Annotated in this window: 27 protein-coding genes and 1 tRNA gene; 17 read left to right on the forward strand and 11 right to left on the reverse strand. The window is 64.1% G+C overall.

Features of this window, described 5'->3' with window-relative positions; genetic code table 11:
• The 8 genes from Q0S16_RS08275 to Q0S16_RS08310 all read left to right on the forward strand — a co-directional run.
• Positions 1-466 (forward strand): ANTAR domain-containing protein (locus Q0S16_RS08275; RefSeq protein WP_295846924.1); only part of this gene is annotated, 466 nt, incomplete at its 5' end.
• Positions 463-1,635, forward strand: coding sequence for a CmpA/NrtA family ABC transporter substrate-binding protein (locus tag Q0S16_RS08280; protein ID WP_295846933.1), 1,173 nt, complete (start codon positions 463-465; stop codon positions 1,633-1,635). The genes Q0S16_RS08275 and Q0S16_RS08280, both read left to right, overlap by 4 nt.
• A 318-nt stretch (positions 1,636-1,953) precedes the next feature.
• The gene (locus Q0S16_RS08285; RefSeq protein WP_295846937.1) at positions 1,954-3,741 is read left to right on the forward strand and encodes a NirA family protein; all 1,788 of its coding nucleotides are present in this window, start codon (positions 1,954-1,956) and stop codon (positions 3,739-3,741) included.
• Positions 3,738-5,336, forward strand: coding sequence for a sulfite reductase subunit alpha (locus Q0S16_RS08290; protein WP_295846940.1), 1,599 nt, complete (start codon positions 3,738-3,740; stop codon positions 5,334-5,336). Before Q0S16_RS08285 ends, Q0S16_RS08290 begins: the two co-directional genes overlap by 4 nt.
• A 177-nt stretch (positions 5,337-5,513) precedes the next feature.
• Positions 5,514-5,666 carry a hypothetical protein gene (locus Q0S16_RS08295; protein WP_295846944.1) on the forward strand — a complete coding sequence of 51 codons (153 nt, stop codon included), beginning with the start codon at positions 5,514-5,516 and terminating at the stop codon, positions 5,664-5,666.
• 143 nt (positions 5,667-5,809) lie between these two features.
• Positions 5,810-6,766 (forward strand): NrtA/SsuA/CpmA family ABC transporter substrate-binding protein, encoded by a 957-nt coding sequence (locus tag Q0S16_RS08300; protein WP_295846947.1) that lies wholly within the window; start codon positions 5,810-5,812, stop codon positions 6,764-6,766.
• Between the two features lie 67 nt (positions 6,767-6,833).
• Positions 6,834-7,652: an ABC transporter permease gene (locus tag Q0S16_RS08305; RefSeq protein ID WP_295846984.1), complete on the forward strand. Its 819-nt coding sequence runs from the start codon at positions 6,834-6,836 to the stop codon at positions 7,650-7,652.
• On the forward strand, positions 7,645-8,427 hold the full coding sequence (locus tag Q0S16_RS08310; RefSeq protein ID WP_295846949.1) for an ABC transporter ATP-binding protein: 783 nt from the start codon (positions 7,645-7,647) through the stop codon (positions 8,425-8,427). Before Q0S16_RS08305 ends, Q0S16_RS08310 begins: the two co-directional genes overlap by 8 nt.
• Positions 8,428-8,596: 169 nt before the next feature.
• Here Q0S16_RS08310 and Q0S16_RS08315 read toward each other — a convergent pair whose 3' ends face one another.
• The 3 genes from Q0S16_RS08315 to pxpB are packed head-to-tail and all read right to left on the reverse strand — an operon-like array spanning position 8,597 to position 11,161.
• Positions 8,597-9,361 carry a 5-oxoprolinase subunit PxpA gene (locus tag Q0S16_RS08315; protein WP_295846951.1) on the reverse strand — a complete coding sequence of 255 codons (765 nt, stop codon included), beginning with the start codon at positions 9,359-9,361 and terminating at the stop codon, positions 8,597-8,599.
• A 28-nt stretch (positions 9,362-9,389) separates the two neighbouring features.
• Positions 9,390-10,436: a biotin-dependent carboxyltransferase family protein gene (locus tag Q0S16_RS08320; RefSeq protein WP_295846953.1), complete on the reverse strand. Its 1,047-nt coding sequence runs from the start codon at positions 10,434-10,436 to the stop codon at positions 9,390-9,392.
• The gene (gene pxpB / locus Q0S16_RS08325) at positions 10,433-11,161 is read right to left on the reverse strand and encodes a 5-oxoprolinase subunit PxpB (protein WP_295846955.1); all 729 of its coding nucleotides are present in this window, start codon (positions 11,159-11,161) and stop codon (positions 10,433-10,435) included. The genes Q0S16_RS08320 and pxpB overlap by 4 nt, the downstream gene beginning before the upstream one ends.
• A 236-nt stretch (positions 11,162-11,397) precedes the next feature.
• On the opposite strand from pxpB, the gene Q0S16_RS08330 reads away from it, so the two are divergent.
• Positions 11,398-12,096, forward strand: a complete 699-nt coding sequence (locus Q0S16_RS08330) for a ribonuclease activity regulator RraA (RefSeq protein WP_295846956.1) — start codon at positions 11,398-11,400, stop codon at positions 12,094-12,096.
• Between the two features lie 134 nt (positions 12,097-12,230).
• Positions 12,231-12,638 (forward strand): cupin domain-containing protein, encoded by a 408-nt coding sequence (locus Q0S16_RS08335; RefSeq protein WP_295846959.1) that lies wholly within the window; start codon positions 12,231-12,233, stop codon positions 12,636-12,638.
• 154 nt (positions 12,639-12,792) lie between these two features.
• Here Q0S16_RS08335 and Q0S16_RS08340 read toward each other — a convergent pair whose 3' ends face one another.
• The 4 genes from Q0S16_RS08340 to Q0S16_RS08355 all read right to left on the reverse strand — a co-directional run bounded on the left by Q0S16_RS08340 (position 12,793) and on the right by Q0S16_RS08355 (position 16,998).
• The gene (locus Q0S16_RS08340) at positions 12,793-13,536 is read right to left on the reverse strand and encodes a transporter substrate-binding domain-containing protein (protein ID WP_295846986.1); all 744 of its coding nucleotides are present in this window, start codon (positions 13,534-13,536) and stop codon (positions 12,793-12,795) included.
• A gap of 354 nt (positions 13,537-13,890) precedes the next feature.
• A complete protein-coding gene (locus Q0S16_RS08345; RefSeq protein ID WP_295846961.1) occupies positions 13,891-14,436 on the reverse strand; it encodes a hypothetical protein in 546 nt (181 codons plus the stop codon).
• 81 nt (positions 14,437-14,517) lie between these two features.
• A complete protein-coding gene (locus Q0S16_RS08350; RefSeq protein ID WP_295846987.1) occupies positions 14,518-15,942 on the reverse strand; it encodes an amidase in 1,425 nt (474 codons plus the stop codon).
• A gap of 66 nt (positions 15,943-16,008) precedes the next feature.
• Complete coding sequence (locus tag Q0S16_RS08355; RefSeq protein ID WP_295846963.1) at positions 16,009-16,998, reverse strand: hydroxyacid dehydrogenase; 990 nt, start codon at positions 16,996-16,998, stop codon at positions 16,009-16,011.
• Between the two features lie 215 nt (positions 16,999-17,213).
• On the opposite strand from Q0S16_RS08355, the gene Q0S16_RS08360 reads away from it, so the two are divergent.
• The 4 genes from Q0S16_RS08360 to Q0S16_RS08375 all read left to right on the forward strand — a co-directional run bounded on the left by Q0S16_RS08360 (position 17,214) and on the right by Q0S16_RS08375 (position 19,049).
• Positions 17,214-17,903 (forward strand): Spy/CpxP family protein refolding chaperone, encoded by a 690-nt coding sequence (locus tag Q0S16_RS08360; protein WP_295846965.1) that lies wholly within the window; start codon positions 17,214-17,216, stop codon positions 17,901-17,903.
• Positions 17,904-17,923: 20 nt separating this feature from the next.
• Positions 17,924-18,178, forward strand: a complete 255-nt coding sequence (locus Q0S16_RS08365) for a hypothetical protein (RefSeq protein WP_366517811.1) — start codon at positions 17,924-17,926, stop codon at positions 18,176-18,178.
• A gap of 102 nt (positions 18,179-18,280) precedes the next feature.
• Complete coding sequence (locus Q0S16_RS08370; RefSeq protein ID WP_295846967.1) at positions 18,281-18,538, forward strand: hypothetical protein; 258 nt, start codon at positions 18,281-18,283, stop codon at positions 18,536-18,538.
• Between the two features lie 202 nt (positions 18,539-18,740).
• Positions 18,741-19,049, forward strand: a complete 309-nt coding sequence (locus tag Q0S16_RS08375) for a DUF930 domain-containing protein (RefSeq protein WP_295846969.1) — start codon at positions 18,741-18,743, stop codon at positions 19,047-19,049.
• A gap of 15 nt (positions 19,050-19,064) precedes the next feature.
• Here Q0S16_RS08375 and Q0S16_RS08380 read toward each other — a convergent pair whose 3' ends face one another.
• The gene (locus Q0S16_RS08380) at positions 19,065-19,931 is read right to left on the reverse strand and encodes a LysR family transcriptional regulator (protein ID WP_295846971.1); all 867 of its coding nucleotides are present in this window, start codon (positions 19,929-19,931) and stop codon (positions 19,065-19,067) included.
• A gap of 197 nt (positions 19,932-20,128) precedes the next feature.
• A complete protein-coding gene (locus Q0S16_RS08385; RefSeq protein WP_295846974.1) occupies positions 20,129-20,317 on the reverse strand; it encodes a hypothetical protein in 189 nt (62 codons plus the stop codon).
• Between the two features lie 181 nt (positions 20,318-20,498).
• Here Q0S16_RS08385 and Q0S16_RS08390 point away from each other — a divergent pair, with 181 nt between their 5' ends.
• Positions 20,499-20,729, forward strand: a complete 231-nt coding sequence (locus Q0S16_RS08390) for a hypothetical protein (protein ID WP_295846976.1) — start codon at positions 20,499-20,501, stop codon at positions 20,727-20,729.
• A 45-nt stretch (positions 20,730-20,774) separates the two neighbouring features.
• Here Q0S16_RS08390 and Q0S16_RS08395 read toward each other — a convergent pair whose 3' ends face one another.
• Both Q0S16_RS08395 and Q0S16_RS08400 read right to left on the reverse strand, forming a co-directional pair.
• The gene (locus Q0S16_RS08395; RefSeq protein WP_295846979.1) at positions 20,775-21,536 is read right to left on the reverse strand and encodes a porin family protein; all 762 of its coding nucleotides are present in this window, start codon (positions 21,534-21,536) and stop codon (positions 20,775-20,777) included.
• Between the two features lie 208 nt (positions 21,537-21,744).
• The gene (locus Q0S16_RS08400) at positions 21,745-22,083 is read right to left on the reverse strand and encodes a hypothetical protein (protein WP_295846980.1); all 339 of its coding nucleotides are present in this window, start codon (positions 22,081-22,083) and stop codon (positions 21,745-21,747) included.
• Between the two features lie 129 nt (positions 22,084-22,212).
• Here Q0S16_RS08400 and Q0S16_RS08405 point away from each other — a divergent pair.
• Positions 22,213-22,302: transfer RNA gene (locus tag Q0S16_RS08405), tRNA-Ser, on the forward strand.
• Between the two features lie 189 nt (positions 22,303-22,491).
• Positions 22,492-23,700: an integrase arm-type DNA-binding domain-containing protein gene (locus tag Q0S16_RS08410; protein WP_295846982.1), complete on the forward strand. Its 1,209-nt coding sequence runs from the start codon at positions 22,492-22,494 to the stop codon at positions 23,698-23,700.
• The last annotated feature ends 397 nt before the right edge of the window (positions 23,701-24,097 follow it).

Below are 24,097 nucleotides of genomic sequence, written 5' to 3' on the forward strand. Positions count from 1 at the left end.
CCTTTTGGCCCGGATCTATGCGCTGGATCCCGATGTCATCCTGATCGATCTGGAGAACCCCAGCCGCGACGTGCTCGAACAGATGTTCCAGGTCAGCCGCGCGGTGCGCCGGCCGGTGGCGATGTTCGTCGACCAGAGCGATTCGGAATCGGCGCGCGCCTCCGTCGACGCGGGGGTATCCTCGTACATCGTCGACGGGCTGAAGAAAGAGCGCATCAAGCCGATCCTCGATCTGTGCATCTCGCGCTTCAACGCGTTCTCGAAGCTGCAGGACGAACTCGACCGCACCAAATCGGCGCTGGAACAGCGCAAGATCATCGATCGCGCCAAGGGTATCGTGATGAAACTGAAGGGTCTCACCGAAGACGAGGCCTATGTGCTGCTGCGCTCCACCGCGATGCGCGAGAAAAAGAAAATCGGCGATATCGCGCAGTCGATCATCACCGCTGCGGAGTTGCTGAAATGACCGCTCATCCGCTCCATATCGGATTCATTCCGCTGGTCGACGCCGCTGCTTTGATCGTCGCCGTCGACAAGGGCTTTGCCAAAGCCGAGGGCCTCGACGTCACCTTGGTGCGCGAAGTGTCGTGGTCGAATGTCCGCGACAAGCTCAATATCGGCCTGTTCGATGCCGCGCATCTGCTGGCGCCGGTGGCGATCGCTTCCAGCCTCGGGCTTGGCCACGTCAAGGTGCCAATCGTGGCGCCTTTCAGCCTCGGTCTCAATGGCAACGCCATCACGGTGTCGCCGGCGCTGCATGCCGAACTGATGGCACAGGTCGATGGCGATCCGTTCGATCCGATGGTGACGGCGCTGGCGCTGGCGCGGGTCGTGGTGGCGCGCCGCACGGCGGAGGCCGAGCCGCTGACCTTCGGCATGACGTTTCCGTTCTCCACGCATAATTACCAGCTGCGGTTCTGGATGGCGGCCGGCGGGGTCGATCCCGACGAGGACGTCCGCCTCGTGGTGCTGCCGCCGCCCTACATGGTGGGCAGCCTCAGCAGCGGCCATGTCGACGCGTTCTGCGTCGGGGCGCCGTGGAATTCGATCGCGGTTGATCTCGGCATCGGCCACATCCTGCATTTCGTCTCCGACATTCTGCAGCGCGCCGCCGAAAAGGTGCTGGCTGTCCGGCAGGACTGGTCGGAGAAAAATCCGCAGGTGCTGGCGGCGCTGACGCGGGCGCATTGCGCCGCCGCCGCCTTCATCGAGGACGATGGCAACCGTGACGAGGTGGCTGCCCTGCTGGCGCAGCCGGAGCGGATCGGGGTCTCGCCGGACGTGCTGTTGCGCACCATGGACGGAAGGCTGAAAATCTCCCCGGACGGCACCATGCGCGAGAGCCGACGCTATCTGCTGGTCGGCCGTCAGGGCGCCGGGCGCCCCGACCCGCGCCAGGCGGCCTGGCTCTACGCCCAGATGGTGCGCTGGGGGCAGGCTTCGATCAGCCCGGAGGCGCTGAAGACGGCGGAGGCGGTGTTCCGCCCGGACCTCTACGATGCCGCTTTGGGCGTGCCCGGTCAGCTCAATACCGACGTGCCGGATGCGGTCGGCGCCTTTGCCGGCCCGGCCTTCGATCCCGCCGATATCGCCGCGCATCTGGCGTCCTTCGAGATCGCCCATCTGAAGCGGTGAGCATTGCGCATTTATTGAGCGTGCAGTGCAAAATGCCGGCAAACGAACTTCCGCCGGTTGCCTGGGATCGGCGCTAACTTCCGGAGGTGCTGGTCGATTTGGCGTTGATCCCGTCTGGCACAGGACTTGAATGCTTGTTGTCTGCCGGCGTTCGCTGATGCCCGCCGGCGACGTCCCCAGATGGATTTCCGCAGCAACGAGGCTGATCGGACCGTTCACAGAATTCAAGCCGGCGCGATGCGCCGAGTTGAGGCTGCACGGTCACGTCCCGTACCCCCGTTGACGCCACATGAGTGGCCGCAGGAGCCTTCAAGCCCCATGAAAATCGAACCCCTCTCCGTCGACTTCACCGACGAACAGAAGCGTTATCTGGAAGGTTTTTCGACCGGGCTGCAGATCAGCCGTGTCGGCAAAGGTCTGGGCGGCGGGGGGGCGGCTAAGGCCGCGGCCGAGCCGGCCGGACCAGACGCGCCGCACCTCAAGGCGCAGGATCGCACCATCGCGGCCGGCAAGAAACTCGTCGACCAGGAGAAATGGAAGCGCGAGGAGCATCCGTTCGACGCCTATTCGCGCCTCAAGGATCAGGCATTGATCGACGCGCGGCCGTCACCGGCCGACAATTTCCGCTGGCGCTATTACGGGCTGTTCTATGTCGGGCCGACGCAGGATTCCTACATGTGCCGGTTGCGGATTCCCAATGGCATCCTGAAGCACTGGCAATTCGCCGGGCTGGCCGATCTGATCGAACCGATCTGCGGCCCGTTCGCCAATGTCACCACCCGCGCCAATCTGCAGGTGCGGGAAATCCCGCCGAAACAGGCGGTGACGCTGATCGAGGGCATCCAGGATCTCGGCCTGTGCTCGCGCGGTTCCGGCGCCGACAATATTCGCAACGTGACCGGCACGCCGACCGCCGGAATCGATCCGCAGGAATTATTGGATACGCGGCCTTACGCCCGCGAATGGCACTACCACATCCTCAACGACCGCACGCTGACCGGGCTGCCGCGAAAATTCAATGTCGCCTTTGACGGCGCCGGCAAGATCGCGGTGCTGGAAGACACCAACGACATCGCCTTCGCGGCCGTAGACGTGAAGGACGGTTTTGGCGTCGAGCCCGGCATCTGGTTCAGACTCGGCATCGGCGGTATCACCGGCCACAAGGATTTTGCCACCGATACCGGCATCATCGTCAGGCCGGCCGATGCCACCAAAGTGTCGGACGCCATCGTCCGCATCTTCATCGATCTCGGTGACCGCACCAACCGGCTCAAGGCGCGGCTGAAATACGTCATCGACGGCATCGGCATGGAGAAATTCCTGCTGCTCGTCGAAGACAAGCTCGGTCACACATTCACACGCGTTCCGACAGAAGCGTTGCAGCCGCGGCCGGTCTTCGACCGCAACGCGCATATCGGCGTGCATCCGCAGAAGCAGCAGGGCCTGAACTGGATCGGCGTGGCATTGCCGCTCGGCCTCGTCACCTGCGCGCAGATGCGCGGGCTGTCGAAGATCGCGGCTGACCTCGGCGATGGCGAGATCCGTCTCACGGTGTGGCAGAACCTGCTGATTCCTGGCGTGCCCGACGACAAGGTCGCGCTGGCGACTGCCGCCATCGAAGCCATCGGGCTCGCCATCAAGACCACGGAAATCCGCGCCGGCCTGATCGCCTGCACCGGCCGCGCCGGCTGCAAATTCGGCAATGCCGATACCAAGGCCACCGCCGCGCGAATTGCCGATTGGTGCGATCCCATCGTGACGGTCGATACCCCGATCAACATCCACCTCACCGGCTGTCACCATTCCTGCGCGCAGCATTACATCAGCGACATCGGCATGATCGGCGCCCGCGTCGGCGTCGGAGACGGCGACGCCACCGTCGACGGATTTCACATCTTTACCGGCGGCGGTTTTGGTCCTGCGGCCGAGATCGGGCAGGAGGTCTTTCACGACATCAGGGCGGAGGATGCGCCGGTCGTCATCGAGAAACTGCTGAAGGCCTATATGACGAACCGCGCCTCGCCGGACGAAACCTTCCTCAGCTTCGCGCGCCGCCATGATGGCGAAGCCTTGCGAAACCTCGCCGACGCACAGGTGTCCGCATGAACCAGATGACGCCGCCACCAAGAGTCGAGATCATTCCCGCCTCGGCGCCGTTTTCCGAAGCGCAGCGCTCCTGGCTGAACGGCTTCTTCGCCGGGCTGTTGTCGGACGCGCCCGCGGCCTTGTCGGCGGAGCAGGGCGCTGCCGTCATGGAGGAAGACGACGGCGCGCCGTGGCACGACCAGACCATGCCGATCGCGGACCGCATGAAGCTCGCGGAGGGCAAGCCGCTGCGGCGAAAAATGATGGCGGCGATGGCGCAGCAGGATTGCGGCCAGTGCGGCTATAATTGCAACGACTACGCCGATGCGCTCGCCGGCCGCACTGAGCCGCGCCTCAACCTCTGCGTTCCCGGCGGCAAGGAAACCGCGCGGATGCTGAAGGCGCTGCACGAAGAGCTGGAGAAGGCGCCGGCCGCGGGCGCCGCGCCGATGGCGAAATCGGCGGCCGAGCCCGTCGAAGCTTCCGCGCCCGATCCCTCGACGCTCGGCCGTTCGCGCGACAATCCGGCGCCGGCCATTTTTCTCGGTCGCCGTTTGCTGAACGGCAAGGGCTCGGAGAAGGAGACCTGGCACATGGATTTCGACCTGTCCGGCTGCGGGCTGGATTATGTGGTCGGCGACAGCTTCGGTATCTTTGCCTCCAACGATCTCGGCCATGTCGACCAGATCATCGCTTTGCTCGGCGCCTCGCACACCACCATCGTGCGCGGCAAGACGCTGCGCGAGGTGCTGCAGCATGACGTCTCGCTGGCGCCGGCACCGGACAGCCTGTTCGAACTGATGTCCTATCTCACCGGCGGCACGCACCGCGCCAAGGCGCGCGCGCTGGCGCAGGGCGAGGATCCCGACGGCGATGCCGCGACCATCGATGTGATGGCGGCGCTGCAGAAATTTCCGCATGTGCGGCCGCATCCCGAAGCCTTTGTCGAGGCGCTGGAGCCGCTGCAGCCGCGGTTGTATTCGATCTCGTCGTCGCACAATGCCACGCCCGGCAAATTGTCGCTGACCGTCGACATCGTGCGCTACGTGGTAGGCTCGCGGAAGCGCCATGGCCTCGCCTCCAGCTTCCTCGCCGACCGCATCCAGCCCGGCGACCAGCTCAAGGTCTATGTGCAGAAGGCGCACGGCTTTGCGCTGCCGGAAGATCCAAGCGTCCCGATCATCATGGTCGGGCCCGGCACCGGCATCGCGCCGTTCCGCGCCTTTTTGCACGACCGCAAGGCGACGCGCGCGCCGGGCAAGAACTGGTTGTTCTTCGGCCACCAGCGCAGCGTGTCGGATTTCTTCTATGCCGACGAACTCAACGAGATGAAGGCGGAGGGATTCCTGACCCGGCTGTCGCTGGCGTGGTCGCGCGACTCTGGCGAAAAATTCTATGTGCAGGACCGCATGCGCGAGGTCGGCCGCGACGTCTGGACCTGGCTGGCCGACGGCGCCCATGTCTATATCTGCGGCGACGCCAAGCGGATGGCCAAGGACGTCGAACGCGCGCTGGTCGACATCGTCGCGCAATATGGCGCGCGCAGTACCGACGAGGCGGTGCTGTTCGTCGGCGAGCTCAAGAAGAAGGGCCGCTTCCAGCTCGACGTGTATTGAGAAATGCCGGCAATCCCTCAAATGCCGCCGAATAAAAATCTGACAAAGAGTCATTTCGGGGATTTTTAATTCGCCGATCGCCGCTTCCGCAGAATCGTCATTGCTATTTTTCGCACCCGCTTGTGCTCCCGCGGATTTGGCCTTTGCTATGGCACGATGAACCGCTGGAGAACGATGATGCGCGAATGGTCTGCGGAAGCCCGCCTGCACTTGCACGCCCGCGCCCTGTCCGGGCGGTCGTCGACCCGGCTGCAGATGTTCGCCCTGTATGGCTCGTTCGCGTTGATCGCCGCCGTCGTGTTCGGCACGTTGTCGGTGCATCCGTTCTAACGGTGAAATTGTAGGATGGTTGAGCCCTTGCGAAACCCATCAGCGGCATCCGTAGGGTTTCGCGATGGGCTCAACCCATCCTACTTTCAGGCACGGTATTTGCATCTTTTGCGCTGACATTCGTTCAGCCCAAAGGTCATCCGATGCACTCCACCAGCCGACGACACTTCCTCCGCCTCGCCGCTATCACGGCCGCGCTGTCGTCCAGCAGCATCAGGGCCTTCGCGGCCGACCGCACCATCAAGATCGGCACGCTGAAGCTGATTCATGGCATCACGCCGTATTTTTACGAAAAATTCGCGCCGGCCGGCGTCAGGATCGAGGTGATCCCGTTCGAGACGCCGACCGACGGCAAGAACGCGGTCGCCACCGGCACCGTCGATTTCGGCATTTTCGGTCTCGCCGCGGCGACGCTCGGCGGCGCCAATGGCGAGCCGGTCGTGGTGATCGCCGCCGCCTGCAATCGCGGCATGGCGGTGGTCGCCGGCAAGGATTCCGGCATTAACAGTATCAAGGATCTGAAGGGCAAGAAGGTCGCGATCCTGCCCGGCTCGACCCAGGAGGTGGTGATCCTCGACCGGATGGCGGCCGAAGGCCTGACCATCAAGGACATCGAGCCGATCCGGCTGTCGTTCAGCGACATGGCGGCGGCGCTGGCGCGGGGTGATGTCGACGCCTATGTCGGCGCCGAGCCCGGCCCCGGCATCAGCCTCGCCAATGGCGTCGGCAGAATCGTCGAATATCCCTACAGCACGCCGACCGGCTCGCTGAACATGGTGCTGACTACCAGCCGCGAGCATGTCGACAAGGATGCCGAATTGGTCAAGACGCTGTTGAAGATCCATCGCCAGGCCAGCGAATTCGCGATGAAGGATCGCGACGCCTTTGTCGCGATGGCGATGGCGAAGCTTGGCCAGCAGAAGCCGTCGATCGAGCAGGCGGCGCCGAATGTCGAACTGACCTGGAATATCGACGAGCAATTCCTGAAACAGGCGAATTATTACGGCAGCCAGATGCTGGCCAAGAAACAGATCCGGCAATTGCCGGACTACAAGACCTTCATCGACGCCAGCTTCGTCAAGGCGCTGGCTGCCTCGTGAGCACGACGTGACCTTGCAAAGTACAGCCGACGAATCGCTCGACGCCGACACCGACGCCGACATCGTCCTGGCCGCGGCATTGCCGGCGGCGCCGAGCCGGCTGGCGCAGCGCGGTCGCGCCATCGCGCTGGCGCTGATCGTGCCGGTGCTCCTGCTGCTGTTCTGGGACGCGATGGTGCGCTGGACCGGGACGCGGCTGGTGCCGTCGCCTTACGGCGTCGCGATCATGATGTGGGATTTCGCCTTTGGCGGAATCTATGACGACGCCTACAGCGCCAGCCTGCCGATCCATTTCTGGAAGAGCGTGCAGCGGGTCTATGGCGGTTTCCTGTGCGCGGCGGTGCTGGGCATTCCGCTCGGCCTGCTGATCGGCCGGATTCCGCTGCTGCGCGCGCTGCTCGATCCGACGCTGTCATTGCTGCGGCCGATCCCGGTGACGGCGTGGCTGCCGCTGTCGATGATCTTCTTCGGCCTGGGTCCGCGGTCGGCGGTGTTCCTGGTGTTTCTCGGCGCGTTCTATCCGATCCTGCTCAACACCGTGTTCGGCGTGAAGTCGGTCGATGTCCGGCTGTTCGAGGCCGCCGAGATGCTCGGTTGCAGCGGGCCGCAACTGTTTCGCGCCGTGGTGCTGCCGGCGGCGCTGCCGAGCATCTTCAATGGCCTGCGGCTCGGCGCCTCATTTGCCTGGATCCTGATCGTGGTCGGCGAGATGACCGGCGTGCCGGAAGGGCTGGGCGCGGTGATCATGGATGGCCGCACGCTGTCGCGTACCGATCTGGTGATCACCGGCATGATCATCATCGGCATCACCGGCTTTCTCTCGGACCGCATCCTGCTGGCGCTCAGCAACTACTTCCTTCGCTGGAGCCCGCAGCATCATGCTTGAACAGCCGCCGATCCTGGAAATTTCCGACGTGCAGAAATTCTACCAGGCCTCCAACGGCCCGGTCGAGGCGCTGCGCGGCGTCAACCTGACGATCCGCAAGGGCGAATTCATCTGCCTGCTCGGCGCCTCGGGCTGCGGAAAGTCGACGCTGCTGCGCATTCTAGCCGGCTTCGAGAAAGCGACCAAAGGCACGGTCGCGATGTACGGCTTTCCGGTCGACCGGCCGGGGCCGGATCGCGGCATGGTGTTTCAGGATTACGCGCTGTTCCCCTGGCTGACGGTGCGCGAGAATATCGGCTTCGGGCCAAAACATCGCGGCATCGCCTCGAAGATGGTGGCGGAGCTGACCGAGAAATTCATGAAGATGGTCGGGCTGTCCGCCTTTGCCGACCGCTATCCGCACCAATTGTCGGGCGGCATGAAGCAGCGCGTGGCGATTGCGCGGGTGCTGACCAACGACACCGACATGCTGCTGATGGACGAACCGTTTGGCGCGCTGGATGCGTTGACGCGCGGCAAGCTGCAGGAAGAACTGGTCGACATCTGGCGCTCGACCGGGCTGACGGTGATCTTCGTCACCCATTCGGTGGAGGAGGCGGTGATGCTCGCCGACCGGGTGATCGTGATGACCGCGGGGCCGGGCCGGATCGATTGCGCGATCGATATCGACCTGGCACGGCCGCGCGACGTCGCGTCGCCGGAGTTCAACATCCTGCGCCGCGACGTGACGCGAAGACTGACCAGCCATCTGGCGAGCAGCCGTACCGATGGGTGATGGCCGGTCGCATGACGGATGCGGAACGACAGGTGGGCTGCAAGCTCGTCGTTCCGGGGCGCGCGCGGCGTCAGCTGCGAGCGAACCCGGAACCTCGATGTGTTTTGAACATCGCCAGATGCCGGGTTCGCTCGGGCAGTGCCCTCGCACCCCGCAATGACATCGTGGCTTAAGCCGTCTTGAATGGCTTCACTTCAATCCCGGCCGCCTTCAATCCGTCGCGGACGTGGCGGCCGAGATCGACCGCGCCCGGCGTGTCGCCATGGATGCAGACGGTGTCCATCTTCATCTTGATGATCTTGCCGGTGATCGAGGTCACCGCACCGTCCTGCACCATCTTCACCACGCGGTCGGCGACCATCACCGGATCGTGCAGCACCGCGCCGGGCTTTTTCCGTGACACCAGATTGCCATTGTCCTCATAAGCGCGGTCGGCGAATACTTCATGCGCCAACCGCAGTCCCGCGGCCTCGCCGGCGGTCACCAGTTTCGAATTCGACAGCACCACGAAGACCAGATTGCGATCGACGCCCTTGATGCCGGCGGCGATGGCGCGCGCGGTCATGTCGTCCTCGCAGGCGACGTTTGAAATCGCGCCATGCGCCTTCACATGGGTGACCTTGTAGCCCTCCATCGCGGCGATCGATTGCAGCGCGCCGATCTGGTAGGCGACCAGGTTCTCGATCTCCAGCGCCGTGAGGCCGACGATCGGGCGGCGGCCGAAGCCGTGCAGATCGCGGTAGCCGGGATGCGCACCGATCGCGACATCGCGCGCCTTGGCGAGCTGCACCGTCTGGCGCATCACGTCGGCGTCGCCGGCATGATAGCCGCAGGCGATGTTGACCGAGGTCGCCAGCTCGATCATGGCGGCGTCATTGCCCATCTCCCACATGCCGAAGCTTTCGCCGAGATCGCAGTTCAGGTCGATGTTCATGGTCGTGCTCTTCCGTCGGTGTTGGAGATCAATCGCAAGTAGGCGCCGGCTGTGAAATCTGCCAGCTCGATGCGTCCGTCGCGCTGACCGCGATGCCGGCGACATTGGCGGAGTGCAGCGCCGCCACGTCGATGGTCAGAAGGTTAGAATCCTGGACGCGGCCGGGCAGGCTGTTGAGCAGCCCGGCAAAGCCGCGGTAGGCCGCCTGTGCCTCGGCCATGGTGACGGCCTGGAAGCGGAAGCCGCGGCCGGGCTGGGTCTGGCCGAAGCGGCCGAGATCGGTGGAGATCACGGTGGCGATCTTCGGATAGCCGCCGGAGGTGCCGCGGTCGGGCATCAGCACGATCGGCGCGCCGTTGCCGGGTATCTGGATCGAGCCATTAACGGTGCCGTCGGAGACGATGTTGTGGCCGTGCAGATGCTTGATCACCGGGCCTTCGAGGCGATAGCCCATGCGGTCGGACATCGCCGAGATCTTCCACTCGCTGGACAGGAATAGCAGGGTGGCGTCGCCGAACTCGTCGTCCTGCGGGCCCATCACGACGCGGATCGGACCATCCTGCGGCGCCGGCAGGTCGATCCGCTTGTCATTGCCGCCGCTCGCGGTGGCGACCTGCAATTCGTCGCCGGCCCGCAGCGGGCGCGGGTAGGGGCTGCCGAGCCCGGCGCGGGCGTTGACCGCGAGACTGCCGAACATCGGCTCGCCCTGCACGCCGCCTTCGATGGCCAGGTAGCCGAAAGTGCCACCGCGGGCGACACCGAGGGTCAGGCTCTCGCCATCAGCGATCGTCACCGAGCTGTTGAGCGCGAGCGGTTGGCCGCGGACTTCCGCCGGCCGCGTCGCACCGGTGAGCGCCACGCGCACCGGGCCGCCCCGGGCCGTCAGTACCGAATTCATCGGGCCGAGTTCGATGGTCGCGGCGAACAGCGCATTGCCGAGCAGCGCATTGGCGGCGGCGAGCGCGAGGCGATCGACCGCGCCCGATGGCACCAGGCCGTAGCGCTGCTGGCCGAAACGGCCGCCGTCCTGCACCGAGGTGCCCGGGCTGATGGTGGTGATGACCAGCGTGCTCATGAGATCAACTCGGCGACAACTTCGCCGGCTTCGGCGGCACGGTCCTGCTCGGCAAAGGTCTTGTCGTCGACCGCGGCGAAGGTGATGGCGTCGCCCGGCTCCAGCAGGAAGATCGGGTCGCGGCCGAGTTGATAGGTACGCACGGCGGTGCGGCCGAGCAGATGCCAGCCGCTCGGCCCGGCGAGGCATTGCACGCCGGTCTGGATGCCGCCGATCGAGATGGTGCCGGCCGGCGTCAGCAGCCGCGGATTCTGCCGCCGCGACATTTCCATCGAGGCGGGCAGGCCGCTGAGATAGGACCAGCCCGGGGTGAAGCCGATCATCGCCACCTTGTAGTCGCCGCCGACATGGCGTTTCACCACCTCGTCCGGGGTGATGTCGAGCGCCTTGGCGACGTCCTCGAGATCGATGCCGTTCTCGCCGCCATAGGCCACCGGAATTCGCCAGCGCCGCGTCGCGGTCGCCTCCGGAAGCGGCCGCAGCGCCAGTTCGGTGAGTTGGTCGCCGAGCGCGTCGAAACCGGTCTGCAAAGGATCGTAATGCACCAGCAGCGAGCGATAGGTCGGCACCGTTTCGGTGACGCCGGGCAGCGCTTCGCCGGCGACCAGCCGGTCGAGCGCCAGCACGCGCCGGTTCGCCGCCGCATCGATGGTACGGGCAAATTCCACAGTAATGGCGGCGTCGCCGGATGGCAGGATGCGGGGCGGGGAAAGGGCTGCGACCATGGCCTCACAACATCGGATTGGGATCGTCCACGTCTAGCCTGTTTTACCCGGCAGTGGAATTCGCAATCTGAAAATAAGTGAGCCAGTTAAATTAATTAATACGCATCACTGCGATAAGCCGGGCTGATCGCCGAAGCCTCGCCGGCCATGGCTGCCGCGAAATCGCGGGCCTTGACGCCAAGGCTTTCCGCCGCAAGATGCGCCGCCGATTAAAATTCCAGCAAGAAAGCCCGCGTATGTCCCTGACCCCCGAAGCGATCGCCATCCTGTCCAAGGTTTCCACGGCGACCATCACCACGGTTCTACTGAAGAAGGGGCTGCGAAACGTCTGGCTGCGCGGCTCGAAGCCGTTGCGTCCCGGCCAGCCGCGTCTGGTCGGCTCCGCCTTCACGCTGCGCTTCGTGCCCGCCCGCGAGGATCTCGCGACCCCGGAATCGTGGTCGTCGCCGATCTCGACCCGCACCGCGATCGAAGCGATGCCGGAAGGCTGCATCGCCGTGGTCGACGCCATGGGCGTTACCGACGCCGGCATTTTCGGCGACATTCTGTGCGCGCGCATGAAGAAGCGCGGCGTCGCGGCGCTGATCACCGATGGCGCGGTGCGCGATCTCGAAGGCGTGCTCGGCACCGATCTGCCGGTGTGGTGCGCGGGCTACGCCGCGCCGCCGTCGGTGGCGGGTCTCACCTTCGTCGGCTGGGGCGAGCCGATCGGCTGCGGCGGCGTCGCGATCTTCCCGGATGACATCATCGTCGCCGACCAGGATGGCGCGGTGGTGATCCCGAAGGCGTTCCTCGATCTGATCCTCGCCGAGGGTGCGGAGCAGGAGCGCATGGAGGCGTGGATCGTCGATGAGGTCAATAATGGCGCGGCCCTGCCGGGCCTCTATCCGATGAACGCCGACACCAAGGCGCGTTACGCCGCGTCGAAGAAGTAAAGCAGCCTACCGAGACCCTCGTCCTGGGGAGTCGCGCACCGGCGCGACGTCTCGAAGGACGGGGAGTGTTCTCCCTCATGGTGGGATGCGCGGAGACGCGCGCCTCACCATGAGGGCCACAACGGAGACCGGCCATGAAGATTCTGGAAGCAGGCTCGCGTCCGAGCGTGCGCGCGCCGCATGAGTATTTTACCGGGACGGTGTTTCAGGACCCGATCATCGCGGCGGAAGCGCCGGCGCGGCTGGTGTCGGCGCGGGTCTCGTTCGAGCCCGGCGCGCGCACCGCCTGGCACACCCACCCGCTCGGCCAAACACTGTATGTGGTCACAGGTATCGGTCGGGTGCAGAGCCTGGGCGGGCCGATCATCGAGATCCGTCCCGGCGATGTGGTGTGGATTCCGCCCGGCGAAAAACACTGGCACGGCGCGTCGCCGACCAATGCCATGACCCATATCGCGATGCAGGAAGCGCTCGACGGCAGCCACGCGACCTGGCTGGAGCAGGTCAGCGACGAAGACTATGCGGGGGCAGTCGGCGAATAATTCTGGATGTCATTCCGGGGCGGGAGCAGCGTGAGCTGCGACCGAACCCGGAATCCCATGATGTTCAAAACATCTCCGGATTCCCCGCCACTCCAACTGGAGTGGCTGAGGTTCGCTCGGGCGGTGCCCTCGCGCCCACAATGACGAGGTCGGATCAATTGAACCAGCGCTGGTTGATCGCCGCGTAACCGCCATTCTCCCGCAGGATGTGCAGCCACTGATCGACAAAGGCCTTCAGCGCCATGTCGCGCTGCAGCCAGTAGGCCTTCTCGGCGAAGTCGAACGGCGTCTCGGGATGCACGGCGCAGAGCACGCCCGGATGCCGTTTTTGCTGATAGCGGGTCTCCGACGAGACCGTCATCATCAGGTCGGCGCGGCCCTCGGCGATCTCGTCGAAAATCTTGGTATTGTCGGGATAGAGCTTGATCTCGGCCTGCTTGATGCGGGCGCGGGCAAAGCGCTCATTGGTGCCGCCGGGATTGACGATCACCCGGACGCCGGGCTGGTCGATCTCCGCCAGCGTGCCGAACCGCTCCTTGTCGGCGCAGCGCGCGATCGGCGTCTTGCCTTCGCGCATGATCGGCGTCGAGAACAACCCCTTCTTCTGCCGGTCCAGCGTGATGGAGATGCCACCCATCGCCACGTCGAACTGGTCGGCGGCGAAATCACTCGCCAGTTTCGGCCAGCTGGTACGGACGAACTCGACCTTCACACCCAGCGCCTCGCCCAGCGACTGCGCCATCTCGACGTCAAAGCCGCTGAAGCCCGAGGTGGCCGCGTCGAACGAACTGAATGGCGCATAATCGCCGGTCAGGCCGACCCGCAACGTGCCGCGGGAGATGATTTCGTCAAGCCGGGAAGCGGCGGGCACCTCACCGCGCGACGGCGCAATCAGCATGCAGCACAGCGCCAGCGTAACCGCCAGAATGCGGACCATCACGATTCCCCCGGAGTTGTGTTTCGCGGCAGCCCTTGCGCCGTGAGGTTTGGCAACCAGTCTACCGTGATGTCCGCGTGATTCAATATCGCACCGCAAGCGCCTGCCGCCAGATCGTGATCGTTACGGATTGAACCCGGTCACTTGTCCCGGACGCTATGCCGCACAAAGTGCTGCTTGGCAGGGCCGGGACCGTCGCGAACGCCGGCGTCTGGTATGGTCCCGGCTCTGCGAAGCACAACGCCCAAGGGGGGGGTGTGATGCATCGCGTCCGGGACACGATTCAGCGAGCACCAATCACGTCTCGCGGTCGCTTCAAGTCTCGCCTCCATACCGACCTGGATCGACAGCGCTGTGGCTACCGGCGCTCATCTCGCGTTTCAGCGCGTCGAACCGCTCGCGCGCCGAGCGTTCGCGTTCGTCGATGAAACCGGTGACCTGATCGGCCGACATCGGGCCGGAGGACAGTGGCCGCGAATGCGGACCGATCGTTTCGTCGACATAGTAACCGCCATCATCGCCGAGCCGGGCGCTCCAGCGAAACCGCAGGGCATCGAACGGTCCGGGACCGGATTTTGAGTAAGTGGCAACTTCAACGGGTTCAGGCGCCGCAGCCGACTCAGGATCTGGTTCCGCCGCCGACTGAGGCCTGTGCTCAACCTCGGGCTCAGCCTTGAGTTCGACCAATGGTTCGGGATCTGGCTCAGCGCCGGCAACCGGCTCTTCCATGACGGGTGCCAACTGAAAATGGAAGCCCGACTCCCTTTCATTGTTGGAACGGGTTTCCGGGTGCTCCCTGGAATGGTCGAGAATGCTGGCGATGGCAGCGAGCGCATGCTCGGTCGGATCGCTCGGAGTCATCTTCGTCCCTCGACTAAACGCGCTAACTCTGATGACGTTTGAGTCGGCGCGTAGTTCCCATTTATACTATTTATGACTGCGTCAGGCACAGATTGGCGGCCGCCGCTGCTTCCAGGGTCGGTGGTTTTCCAACTGGGAGGCGAGCCGGAACAAGGTCGCCTCGTCGCCGAAGCGGCCGGTGAACATCATCCCGAGCGGCAGGCCGGCACTATTCCAGGCCAGCGGCACCGACATCGACGGCTGGCCGGACATGTTGGCCATGCTGGTGCCCGGCATGTAGCGGCGCAGCAGCGGCGGGATCTGGCCGAGCGTATCCGACATGGTGTCAATCGCGCCGATCGGCAGCGGCGGCAGGCACAAGGTCGGCGACAGGAAAACATCGCAGCCGGTGAAGAAGTCGGTCAGGCCGCGTGAGATCTGGAACGCGTTCTGCAGCGCCAGCACATAGTCCATCGCGCTGGCCTTGCGCGCATTGTGCGCGCTGCCCAGTGTCAGTTTCTCGAAATCGTCGGCGGTCATCGCGCGACCGAATGTCTGCTCGGCGCCGCGCACCGTCGCCGCGGTATTGGCGGCGACAACCGCCGCGATCACCATAGCGGGATCGGCGGCCAGCACCGGCGCGCGTTCTTCGACATGGTGACCGAGGCCTTCCAGCATTTTCGCGACATCGCGCACCGCGGCCGCGATCTCCGGATCGATGGCGTCGCCATAAGGCGACTGGTCGGTGAAGGAAATCCGCAGCCGGCCGGGATCGCGGCTGACCTCGTCGAGAAACGGCCGCGCCGGCGAGGGCGCGCAATAGGGGCTGGTCGGTTCGGCGCCATGGGTGGCGTCGAGCATCGCGGCGCTGTCGCGCACGCTGAGGCTGACCACATGGCCGCAGGAAAAGCCGCCCCAGCCCTCGCCCTTGTCCGGGCCGGACGGATTGCGCGCGCGGGTCGGCTTCAGGCCGAACACGCCGCAGGCCGAGGCCGGGATGCGGATCGAGCCGCCGCCATCGCTGGCATGCGCCACCGGCAGGATGCGCGCCGCGACCGCCGCCGCCGCGCCGCCCGACGAGCCGCCCGAGGAATGATCGGGATTCCACGGGTTGCGGGTCGGGCCGTGCAGCCGGCCTTCCGTGGTCGGCATCAATCCGAATTCCGGGCTGGCGCTCTTGCCGAACATGGTCAGGCCCGCGTCGAGATAGCGCTGGGCGAGGGTGCCGGTATGGTCGGCGACATAGTCTCTGTAGAGGCTGGCGCCGAAGGTGGTGCGGGTGCCGTCGAGTAGTTCGAGGTCCTTGAGCAGGAACGGCACGCCGACGAATGGCGCATCGGGCAGGCCGGCATCGATCTGGCGCTGCGCATAATCTTCGTGACGCACCACGACGGCGTTGATTTCCGGATTGACCCGCTCGCAGCGCTCGACCGCCTCGTCGAGCAATTCGCGCGCGCTCACCTGTTTGCTGCGCACCAGAGCAGCGAGGCCGAGCGCGTCGTAGTCGCCATATTCCTTGAAAGACATCATGCGTACTCGAAAATGCGGGAAGGGAGTGACCGGCGCGACGGGCCGCGCCGGTCGTCGGCAAGGCTAGCCGAGCACCTCGGCATTGACGGCATTCTGCCGGATCGGCTCGCCATCGAGGACGCTCAGCATGTTGAGCGCGGTCTGTAGCCCCATGCGGTCGAGCGCCTCCCGCGTCACGCCGGCGACATGCGGCGCGATGATGACGTTGGGCAGATCGAACAGCTTGTGATCGTGCGGCGGCGGTTCCACCTCGAACACGTCGAGCCCGGCGCCGGCGAGCTTCTTCGCGACCAGCGCGTCGTACAAGGCGGCTTCCACCACGATGCCACCGCGCGCGGTGTTGATCAGATAGGCGGAGGGCTTCATCCGCGCGATCCGCGCGGCATCGAACAGGCCGGTGGTCTCTTTCGTCTTCGGGCAGTGGATGCTGACGAAATCGGCGCGCGGCAATGCGGCATCGAGATCGGTGACGGCTTCGCAGCCGGCCGCCGTGATCACGTCAGAAGCGACGTAGGGATCGTACACCAGCACGGTCATTTCCATTGCCAGGCAGCGCTTCGCGGTGCGGCTGCCGATGCGGCCGAAGCCTGCGATCAGCACGGTCTTGCCGAACAGGTCGAACGGCAGCATGCCGAGCCGGGAACTCCACTTGCCGTCCTTGACCAGCGCGTGCAGTTCGACCGCGCGCTTGGCCAGCGTTAGCATCATGAACAGCGCCTGCTCGGCCACCGAGGGCGAGTTCGCCGTGCCGGCGATCATCAGCGGCACCTGGCGCTTGCTGAGCGCCGCGACATCGACGGAGTCGTAACCGACGCCGATCCGCGCCACGACCTTCATGTCACGCGAGGCTTCCAGTTCCGGCTCACCGAACTGCGTGGCACCGAGCGCGATGCCATGGACCGGGGCCTGCTGCTCCAGCAGCGCGGAAAAATCCGCGGCCGAAATCAGGTTTGAGAATTGTACCGTTTCAATATCGCCGCGCTCGCGGAACAGCGCCCAGCCTTGCTGTGACATCGATTCGGTAATCAGAAGTTTCTTCTTGTTGGTCGACATTTCCACCCCTTGCAGCATTTTGTTTTTTCATTCGCACGGATCTATGCCGTGCCTGTCGCATTTAGCAGGATGCGATCGATGAGGTCCACCGTCGTTCCGACGCCGCGTCGGCGGGATGCCATGGACTTGGTCGCTTTTACAAAGATAGTGTTGGCCAATGGCCGTGATTTGCCTGTTGCAGTGCGAAGCTGCGCTGGCCTGATGGAGATTAATGGATGATCCGAACGATTCTGCCGATGCGATCGAGTACACCGCTGCGTCTGGCCCTTGCTTTGGGCGCCGTCGCGCTGCTCGGCGGCAGCGCGGCTGTCGAGGCTCAGGGGCTGGTGCAGGGCGTGCAGCAGGGTGCCCGCCAGGGCAACCGCGCCGCGGGCCCGATCGGCGGTGTGCTGGGTGGTGCGATCGGCGGCGTGGTCGGCGCGGTCGGCGGCGTGCTCGGTGTCCCCGCCAACAACAATGCGCGCGGTCCGGCGCGGTCCGGCGCCAGGGAGACGAGGGAAACCAGACGCAGCAAGGCCAGGGCCAAGACGGCCGCGGCCGAGCCGGAACTCACGGCCGAGCAGGTCGTCGCCAACAGCGACGCCAACATCGCCCGCATCAAGGCGTCGCTGAACCTCACACCGGAGCAGGAGAAGCACTGGTCCGGCTTCAACAACGCCATGCACTATCTCGGCAATAATGGCGCCGACCGCCTGAAGCTGCGCGTGGCCCGCGCCCAGCGTGATCCACCGGACGACATCATCGAGCAGATGCGCAACGAGGCCCAGTTTCTCAACGATCGCGCGGTCGATCAGCGCAATGTCGCCGACGCCGCCGAGCCGCTGTTTGCCAGTCTCGATGCGAAGCAGAAGGCGCTGTTCATCGAGGAGATGGTGCGGCTGAGCCGCGAGCGCGGCCTCGATTAACAACATGGAACCTGTCGGTCATGTTGGCGTTCTCCTTCGACAAGGAGGCCATCATGTCCGACAAGTTCGATCCCGCGCCGCATGACAAATATGCGGTTGGCGCCAAGGAAGCGGCGAAAGCCGATCGCAAGACCCACGAGGAACTGACAACCGGTCTGCAAGACTCGTTTCCCGCCTCCGATCCGTTGAGTGCGACGCAGCCCGCGACATCCACGCCGGACGATGACCGCGACAACAAGTCGCTGCTCGACAGGGTGACAGGTCTGTTCAAATAAACCGGCGCGTCGCCGTATTAACCAGGGCGCGGCGGTTAGGGATTGGTTAACCGTGTCGCAGCATCATCTATTCGGGCATACGGCGAACGATGGAGAACTCCGTTGGCGGCGATGATCTCGAATGAAGATGTGGAAATTCCGCTCGAACCGGTTGCGCGGATTCGCGGCGGTATTTTTACCATCCACGCCACGCGCAACGATGAAAGCCGGGTGACGCATCGCATCATCCCGGATGTCGCGGTGGCGCAGGCCAGGGTGCTTAATGATGCTGGTTGGCGCGTCAGTATCTCTGGCCTTGGTGGCCGACAGTTTTCGCCGTCCGAATTCTACCAGTTGCTAAGTTTCGACCGGATCGGCTGATCACCACGGTTTCGTGAACCAGCTCGCGGCCAGGTGGGTTTTCTCCATCGGGCAATATGTTAGCCTGCGCCCGAATGCGCGTTGACCAGTGACACGAGGAAGTCGGGCCAGCTTTATGATAAGGTGCGGTTTTATAGCGGCGGCGCTACTGTTTCTGGTGCCACCGTCGGCTTCGCTCGCGGCGTCTTCCCGCGGCGAGCAGATGTTGAAATTGTCGCCCGAGACCCGGATCGAGCAACGTTGCGATGCCCGCGCCATGGGCGATGTCGGCCGCCAGCACAAAGGCTTCAAGCCGGACGAATTCGTCGCCTACGCCTTTGCCGAGCCGGTGCTGCGCGGCAGCCACATCAGCGCGCCCGGCGGCGCGGTACGCAGCAATGGCAAGTGGTACCGCGTTTCCTACAGCTGCGAGACCAGCGCGAACGGGTTGGAGATCAAGAACTTCGTACATCAACTCGGCGCTGAAGTGCCGCGCGGCGAGTGGGATGCGCATTTTCTGGTGCCACGGTGACGGCGGCACCCGCCGCTAGGATGGCGTGTTCGGGGATGTGAAGAAGTGCGACGAAATCTCGCTCAGAAGGCCGCTGCTGAGATGCGTGTCCAGATTCGACCTCACACACAACAACGCCTTGACCGGCGGTAGCTCCGGCAGATAATATTCCTGTGCCCAGACCAGCGGCGTCGGAATCATGCGGCGCGGGATCGCGGTGATCCCGATGCCAGCCTCCACCGCCGCCAGCTTGGCGTGGTAATCCGGGCTGTTGAAGACAATTTTGTAGGCTAGGCCATGCCGCGTCAGCGTGCGGATCATCAGGTCGTCGCCCGGCCAGGTCAGGATCGGGGCCCCCGGACTCATCACGAAATCCCGCGCACGCACCCAGACGAATTCCTCATCGGTCTCGTTGACGATGAGATGCGAAATCTCGCTGGTCAATTCGGGATTTTCCAGAATGTAGGCGATGTCGATATAGCCATCGATCAGGCCCTTGGTGATACCAACCGAATTATCGGTTTGGATGACCACGTTGGCGAGCTTCCCGGACGTATGCCGCTCGAGAAACTCGCGCACGAACAGCGTGCTCAGTCCCAGCCGGATCGGCCGCGGCAAATCGGCCGCGCCGCTCATCCGCAACATCTGATCATTGGCTTCCAGGATTCGGCGGGCCTGCTGTAGTACCAGCTTGCCGAGCTGGGTCGCGGTGGTACCGCTCGCGGTCATGCTGAACAGCGCGCCGCCGACCATGACCTGGATACGCTTGATTTGCGAACTGACCGTCGGCTGGCTGATCCCCAGCCGCTCCGCCGCCTTGGTCAGACTGCCGGTCTCGGAGATGGCGACGATCGTCCGGACGATTTCAATGGGAACGTTGAGCGCCTGATATCGCCTGTGCATCCCGCATCCGAATCTCTCAAGTAACAACAATAAATGGACCTCGAGTTACAGTTGAGGGGGCCTCGCTCGCAATCAATGAATTGAAATATCCGGACATGCACGCCGTCCGGCGAGCAAATAGCCGTGATGACGCTGATAATGGTAGCTGGGTCCGGTTCGTATTCTTCCAGAGTCAAATTTCGTCGGTCGGCGCCGCGTCAGAGCCGGTCGACGCGCAGCAAGCATGCCCAGATCACCGACAGCACGGCGGCGATCACCAGCCAGGAGGGATTGAGGCAGAACAGGTCGCCATAGCGACACACCTGCATCGCCCATCCGCTGTGGTTGATACTGGCGGCGTAGAACAATCCCGCGGCGATGCTCAGAAGGCTTGCGACGATAAACATGACAGCGCTCCGATCGGTTTCGGACAAATCTCCGCCGCATTGCTGAAACGACGGTGAATCCGATCGTCAAAAGCCGGGGCATTTTGCATTTTGCGCCGCATGGCCAGCGAGATGCCGCCGCAATTCAGGTTGATACTTTGTTAACCGCGAGGAACGGAACTTCCGCGGCCGACGAATAGATGTGGAGCTGAAAGTGGCGCAATTTGAAACCACCGACTACGCCCAGATGCGCCGCTGCCGGATGGCGCACCTGTTCCGTCAGCCGGTCAATGAGCAGTTCAAGGATGGCGAAGCAGGCATCGCGGTCAGCGGTTTGATCCGGGCGGTGCGACCGGATCTTACCTGCCGGCCACTGCGCTGGATCATTACCATCGACCGGCAGCAGGCGGATGTGCTCGAGCTGGCGGAATAGCGCCGGTCGAGGACCGAACTCCCGCGCGCGCGGGACTTTATGCGATCAATAGCGCCCCACCGACGGTCCGCCGAAATGATAGTTCAGCCCGCCGCGCAGCGTGTTGGTTTTGAAGTCGGTGTCGTGGGCGATCACGCCGGTGGCCGGGCCGGGGCCCGTGAACAACGGCCCGGTCGTGGATTGCTTGCCGAAATCCGAATAGAGATATTCGACCTTGGCGGACCATTCCCTGGTGAAAGCGTGTTCGATGCCGGCCCCGGCAGTCCAGCCCGCGCGGGTTTTGGACAGGCTCGCGGCCTCGTTCTGGCCGGTGCCGTCGACATAGCTCGAGTTGAGTTTGACGTCGGTCAGCGCGAGCCCGCCAGTGGCATAAAACAGGGTGCGGTCGACCACGTAGCCGACCCGCGGCCGCAAGGTGACCAGCCAGTCGGTGGTGACCGAATTGGTGGTCGTGAAGCGGCTGCTGCCGACCGGGAGCGGGCCGCTGACGCTGTTGCGCGCGCTCAGGCCGACATAGTTGGCATCGACCTCGACGCCGAACAGCCAGCGATCGATCTGGTGGTTGTAGCCGAGTTGTCCGCCGCCGCTGAAGCCGCCGGCATCGAGCCGCGGCGCGGCGGCCGCGGCGGCCTGCTGGTTGGCGATCGGCGCGGTGCCGTTGACAAAGGCGCTGGACGTGTCGGCGCGACCCCAGGCGCCACCGGCATTGCCGCCGACATACCAGCCGCCCCAATTATACGCCGTATCCGCGGCGGGTGCCTTGCTCCAGCCATGTGCCGGCAGATCAGCCGCAAGGGCCGGAGCCACACCCGCGACGGCTATCCAAATGGCCCATAAAAACCGCTTCATCACCAACGCCCATTATCGCCGCAATCCGCTGGCGAACCAAGTGTTCGTAACGGTATTTTGGCGAAATGGCTGTCACCTCGCGGCCACAGCCGCGGCGGATTGCGCGAACCGACGCGCAAAGCCGGCCAGATGCCCGCAAGGGGGCCTACGGAATATCGCGGCTGGCTCAGGCCGGCTTGCTCGGGCTCGCCTTGGCGGCGGGCTTTTTGCTCGCGGTTGTCCGGGTCGCCGGCGTCTTGGGTGCCGCTTTTTTGGCCGGAGCTTTCGGGGCGGGCGTCTGCCTGGCCGGGGCCTTCGGCTCTGCGGCCTCCGGGGCGGGCGATCCCGCGGCGGTCACTTCCGCCGGCGCCGCGTCCTCGCCGGGCTTTCTGGCTTCCTTCTTCTTTGCCGCGGGTGATTCCGCGGCGCCCGGACGGGCTTCCTGCTTCAGGCGCTTTTGCTCGGCTTCGAATTTGGCTTCGCGCATCTGGCGCAGGGCGTCGGCGCGCGGGGTCGGGTGGGCCATGGCGGTGTCTCCGTTCAGAATCGCTTGACGCCCCGTTTAGCACGGCGCGCGGCCGTCAATCCCCGCTTGGCCCGGCAATCGCCTCTTTCCCTCGCCGGTGCGCTTTGCTAAGCGCATGCAGTCCTGCACGGAAGGGTGGCCGAGTGGTTTAAGGCAGCGGTCTTGAAAACCGCCGTGGGTGAAAGCCCACCGTGGGTTCGAATCCCACCCCTTCCGCCACTAATCTATATCCTTCGATCATCCCACGAAGTTCGCGTCTTCTTAAGGGCCGTAATTCTTCTTTGTTTTCAATGCGCGGGCCTATCGCACACCGCCGGAACCTGTCAAATTGTGTCCTCCGAAGATAGATATTCGGCGTGGGTACGGTCCGTAGGTTTGGAGGACACCTGCGCTTAACGTGGGGGCGACATGTCAAAAGCAATTCACCGGTTGAGCGAAAGCGCTGTGCGGACCGCTATAAACGGCGGGTCCGAGGTGAAATTGCCAGACGGCGGCGGGCTGCGGCTCGACGTGAAAGGCGGCACCGCCTCATGGCTGTACCGTTATGTCGCTCCTGGGTCTCGTAAAGAGCGCTACATGGGACTGGGGTCCGCGAGGGCAATCGGTCTCGACGCTGCCCGTCAGATGGCCTCAGCGGCCCGGATGATCATCAAGTCCGGCCTTGACCCCATTGTCGAGCGCGACCGCAAGACGGAGGCTGAGCCAACCGACGCCAGGGCCACCACATTCGAAATTGCCGCCGAACGCTACATCGCGACCCATGAGGCAAGTTGGAAAAACGCGAAGCACCGTCAGCAGTGGCGCAACTCGCTCGTGACCTACGCCTATCCGCTGATCGGCAGCAAGCTGGTCCGCGATCTAAGCACGGACGACGTCGCCGAAATGCTCAAGCCGATTTGGATGGTCAAGCGTGAGACAGCCGCTCGCGTTCGGGGCCGCGTCGAGATGGTGATCAATGCCGCCATCGCCAAGAAGGAACGCAGCGAGGCAAACCCGGCATTGTGGGGCGTGGTAAGGCATCTACTCCCGGTTCAGAAGCGCAAGGGTAATGTAAAGCATCATGTCGCACTGCCGTACGACCAGATGCCGCTCTTCATGCGGACGCTGCGGGCCGATAGGTCAAACGCGGCGCTAGCGCTGCGCTTCCTGATCTTCACAGCGGCAAGATACAACGAGGCTGCCTTTGCCCGTTGGGACGAAGTCGATCTGAAGGGGGCCCTATGGGTCATTCCGAAAGAGCGCATGAAGGCTGAAAAACAGCACACTGTCCCGCTCTCAGGCGCTGCCGTCGCGGAGCTTCAGGAAGCCAAGCGGCGATTTGGCGACAGCGGCCTAATCTTCCCCGGACAAAAGCGCGGGAAGCCGCTCAGCGATGCGGCGTTCAGCCAAGCCGTTGACCGTAATTCGGTCGAACACGCGACCACCCACGGCTTCCGCTCAACGTTTAGGGATTGGGTTGGGGACTGCACCGAGATCCAACGGGATGTCGTCGAGGCCGCGCTTGCCCATGGGCTCAAGAACGAAACGGAAGCAGCGTACAGGCGCAGTACCGCGATAGCTAAACGACGTTCTCTAATGGGGGCTTGGGCGGACTATTGCGTGAGCGCAGATCACTGATACCGAAACTGACAAACGGTCATCGGCGATCAATGAAGCGCCGTGACGAAAGACCGAGGTCCTTTCTCGACAAACGCTTAATCACTGTTAAAGCCATGGCCTTTGTTTGGGGCGGGTGGAATCATGGACGCGGCCGACGAGATTATTCGGAGAAGGATGGGCGAGGAGTGGCGCAACAGCCGCCGGAAATCGCTTGCCTAGCAGCTTGAGGTTTGGGCCTATTTTCTTTCAGCGGCAGTGATATTTGCTGCACAGTACCTCAAGCAGCGTGAGCTGCACCCGGTTCCGAAGACACCAAGTTAGGTGTTTTATGGAGCTGGAGGTGTTTCATGGAGAGACGGAAGTTTACGCGAGAGTACAAGCTTGAGGCGGTCAAGCTGATCAAGGATCGGGGCGT

Origin of the sequence: Tardiphaga sp. (assembly GCF_025356345.1) — a bacterium.
Lineage (GTDB): Bacteria > Pseudomonadota > Alphaproteobacteria > Rhizobiales > Xanthobacteraceae > Tardiphaga.

What these genes read in the sequence shown, in the direction of transcription:
- Q0S16_RS08285 (WP_295846937.1), top strand. Translation starts at nt 1,954, where the DNA reads ATGAAAATCGAACCCCTCTCCGTCGACTTCACCGACGAACAGAAGCGT.
- Q0S16_RS08385 (WP_295846974.1), bottom strand. Translation starts at nt 20,317, where the DNA reads ATGTTTATCGTCGCAAGCCTTCTGAGCATCGCCGCGGGATTGTTCTAC.
- Q0S16_RS08330 (WP_295846956.1), top strand. Translation starts at nt 11,398, where the DNA reads ATGTCCCTGACCCCCGAAGCGATCGCCATCCTGTCCAAGGTTTCCACG.
- Q0S16_RS08355 (WP_295846963.1), bottom strand. Translation starts at nt 16,998, where the DNA reads ATGTCGACCAACAAGAAGAAACTTCTGATTACCGAATCGATGTCACAG.
- pxpB (WP_295846955.1), bottom strand. Translation starts at nt 11,161, where the DNA reads ATGGTCGCAGCCCTTTCCCCGCCCCGCATCCTGCCATCCGGCGACGCC.
- Q0S16_RS08360 (WP_295846965.1), top strand. Translation starts at nt 17,214, where the DNA reads ATGATCCGAACGATTCTGCCGATGCGATCGAGTACACCGCTGCGTCTG.
- Q0S16_RS08335 (WP_295846959.1), top strand. Translation starts at nt 12,231, where the DNA reads ATGAAGATTCTGGAAGCAGGCTCGCGTCCGAGCGTGCGCGCGCCGCAT.
- Q0S16_RS08320 (WP_295846953.1), bottom strand. Translation starts at nt 10,436, where the DNA reads ATGAGCACGCTGGTCATCACCACCATCAGCCCGGGCACCTCGGTGCAG.
- Q0S16_RS08345 (WP_295846961.1), bottom strand. Translation starts at nt 14,436, where the DNA reads ATGACTCCGAGCGATCCGACCGAGCATGCGCTCGCTGCCATCGCCAGC.
- Q0S16_RS08340 (WP_295846986.1), bottom strand. Translation starts at nt 13,536, where the DNA reads ATGCTGATTGCGCCGTCGCGCGGTGAGGTGCCCGCCGCTTCCCGGCTT.
- Q0S16_RS08300 (WP_295846947.1), top strand. Translation starts at nt 5,810, where the DNA reads ATGCACTCCACCAGCCGACGACACTTCCTCCGCCTCGCCGCTATCACG.
- Q0S16_RS08295 (WP_295846944.1), top strand. Translation starts at nt 5,514, where the DNA reads ATGCGCGAATGGTCTGCGGAAGCCCGCCTGCACTTGCACGCCCGCGCC.
- Q0S16_RS08380 (WP_295846971.1), bottom strand. Translation starts at nt 19,931, where the DNA reads ATGCACAGGCGATATCAGGCGCTCAACGTTCCCATTGAAATCGTCCGG.
- Q0S16_RS08375 (WP_295846969.1), top strand. Translation starts at nt 18,741, where the DNA reads ATGTTGAAATTGTCGCCCGAGACCCGGATCGAGCAACGTTGCGATGCC.
- Q0S16_RS08280 (WP_295846933.1), top strand. Translation starts at nt 463, where the DNA reads ATGACCGCTCATCCGCTCCATATCGGATTCATTCCGCTGGTCGACGCC.
- Q0S16_RS08290 (WP_295846940.1), top strand. Translation starts at nt 3,738, where the DNA reads ATGAACCAGATGACGCCGCCACCAAGAGTCGAGATCATTCCCGCCTCG.
- Q0S16_RS08410 (WP_295846982.1), top strand. Translation starts at nt 22,492, where the DNA reads ATGTCAAAAGCAATTCACCGGTTGAGCGAAAGCGCTGTGCGGACCGCT.
- Q0S16_RS08315 (WP_295846951.1), bottom strand. Translation starts at nt 9,361, where the DNA reads ATGAACATCGACCTGAACTGCGATCTCGGCGAAAGCTTCGGCATGTGG.
- Q0S16_RS08350 (WP_295846987.1), bottom strand. Translation starts at nt 15,942, where the DNA reads ATGTCTTTCAAGGAATATGGCGACTACGACGCGCTCGGCCTCGCTGCT.
- Q0S16_RS08400 (WP_295846980.1), bottom strand. Translation starts at nt 22,083, where the DNA reads ATGGCCCACCCGACCCCGCGCGCCGACGCCCTGCGCCAGATGCGCGAA.
- Q0S16_RS08365 (WP_366517811.1), top strand. Translation starts at nt 17,924, where the DNA reads ATGTTGGCGTTCTCCTTCGACAAGGAGGCCATCATGTCCGACAAGTTC.
- Q0S16_RS08310 (WP_295846949.1), top strand. Translation starts at nt 7,645, where the DNA reads ATGCTTGAACAGCCGCCGATCCTGGAAATTTCCGACGTGCAGAAATTC.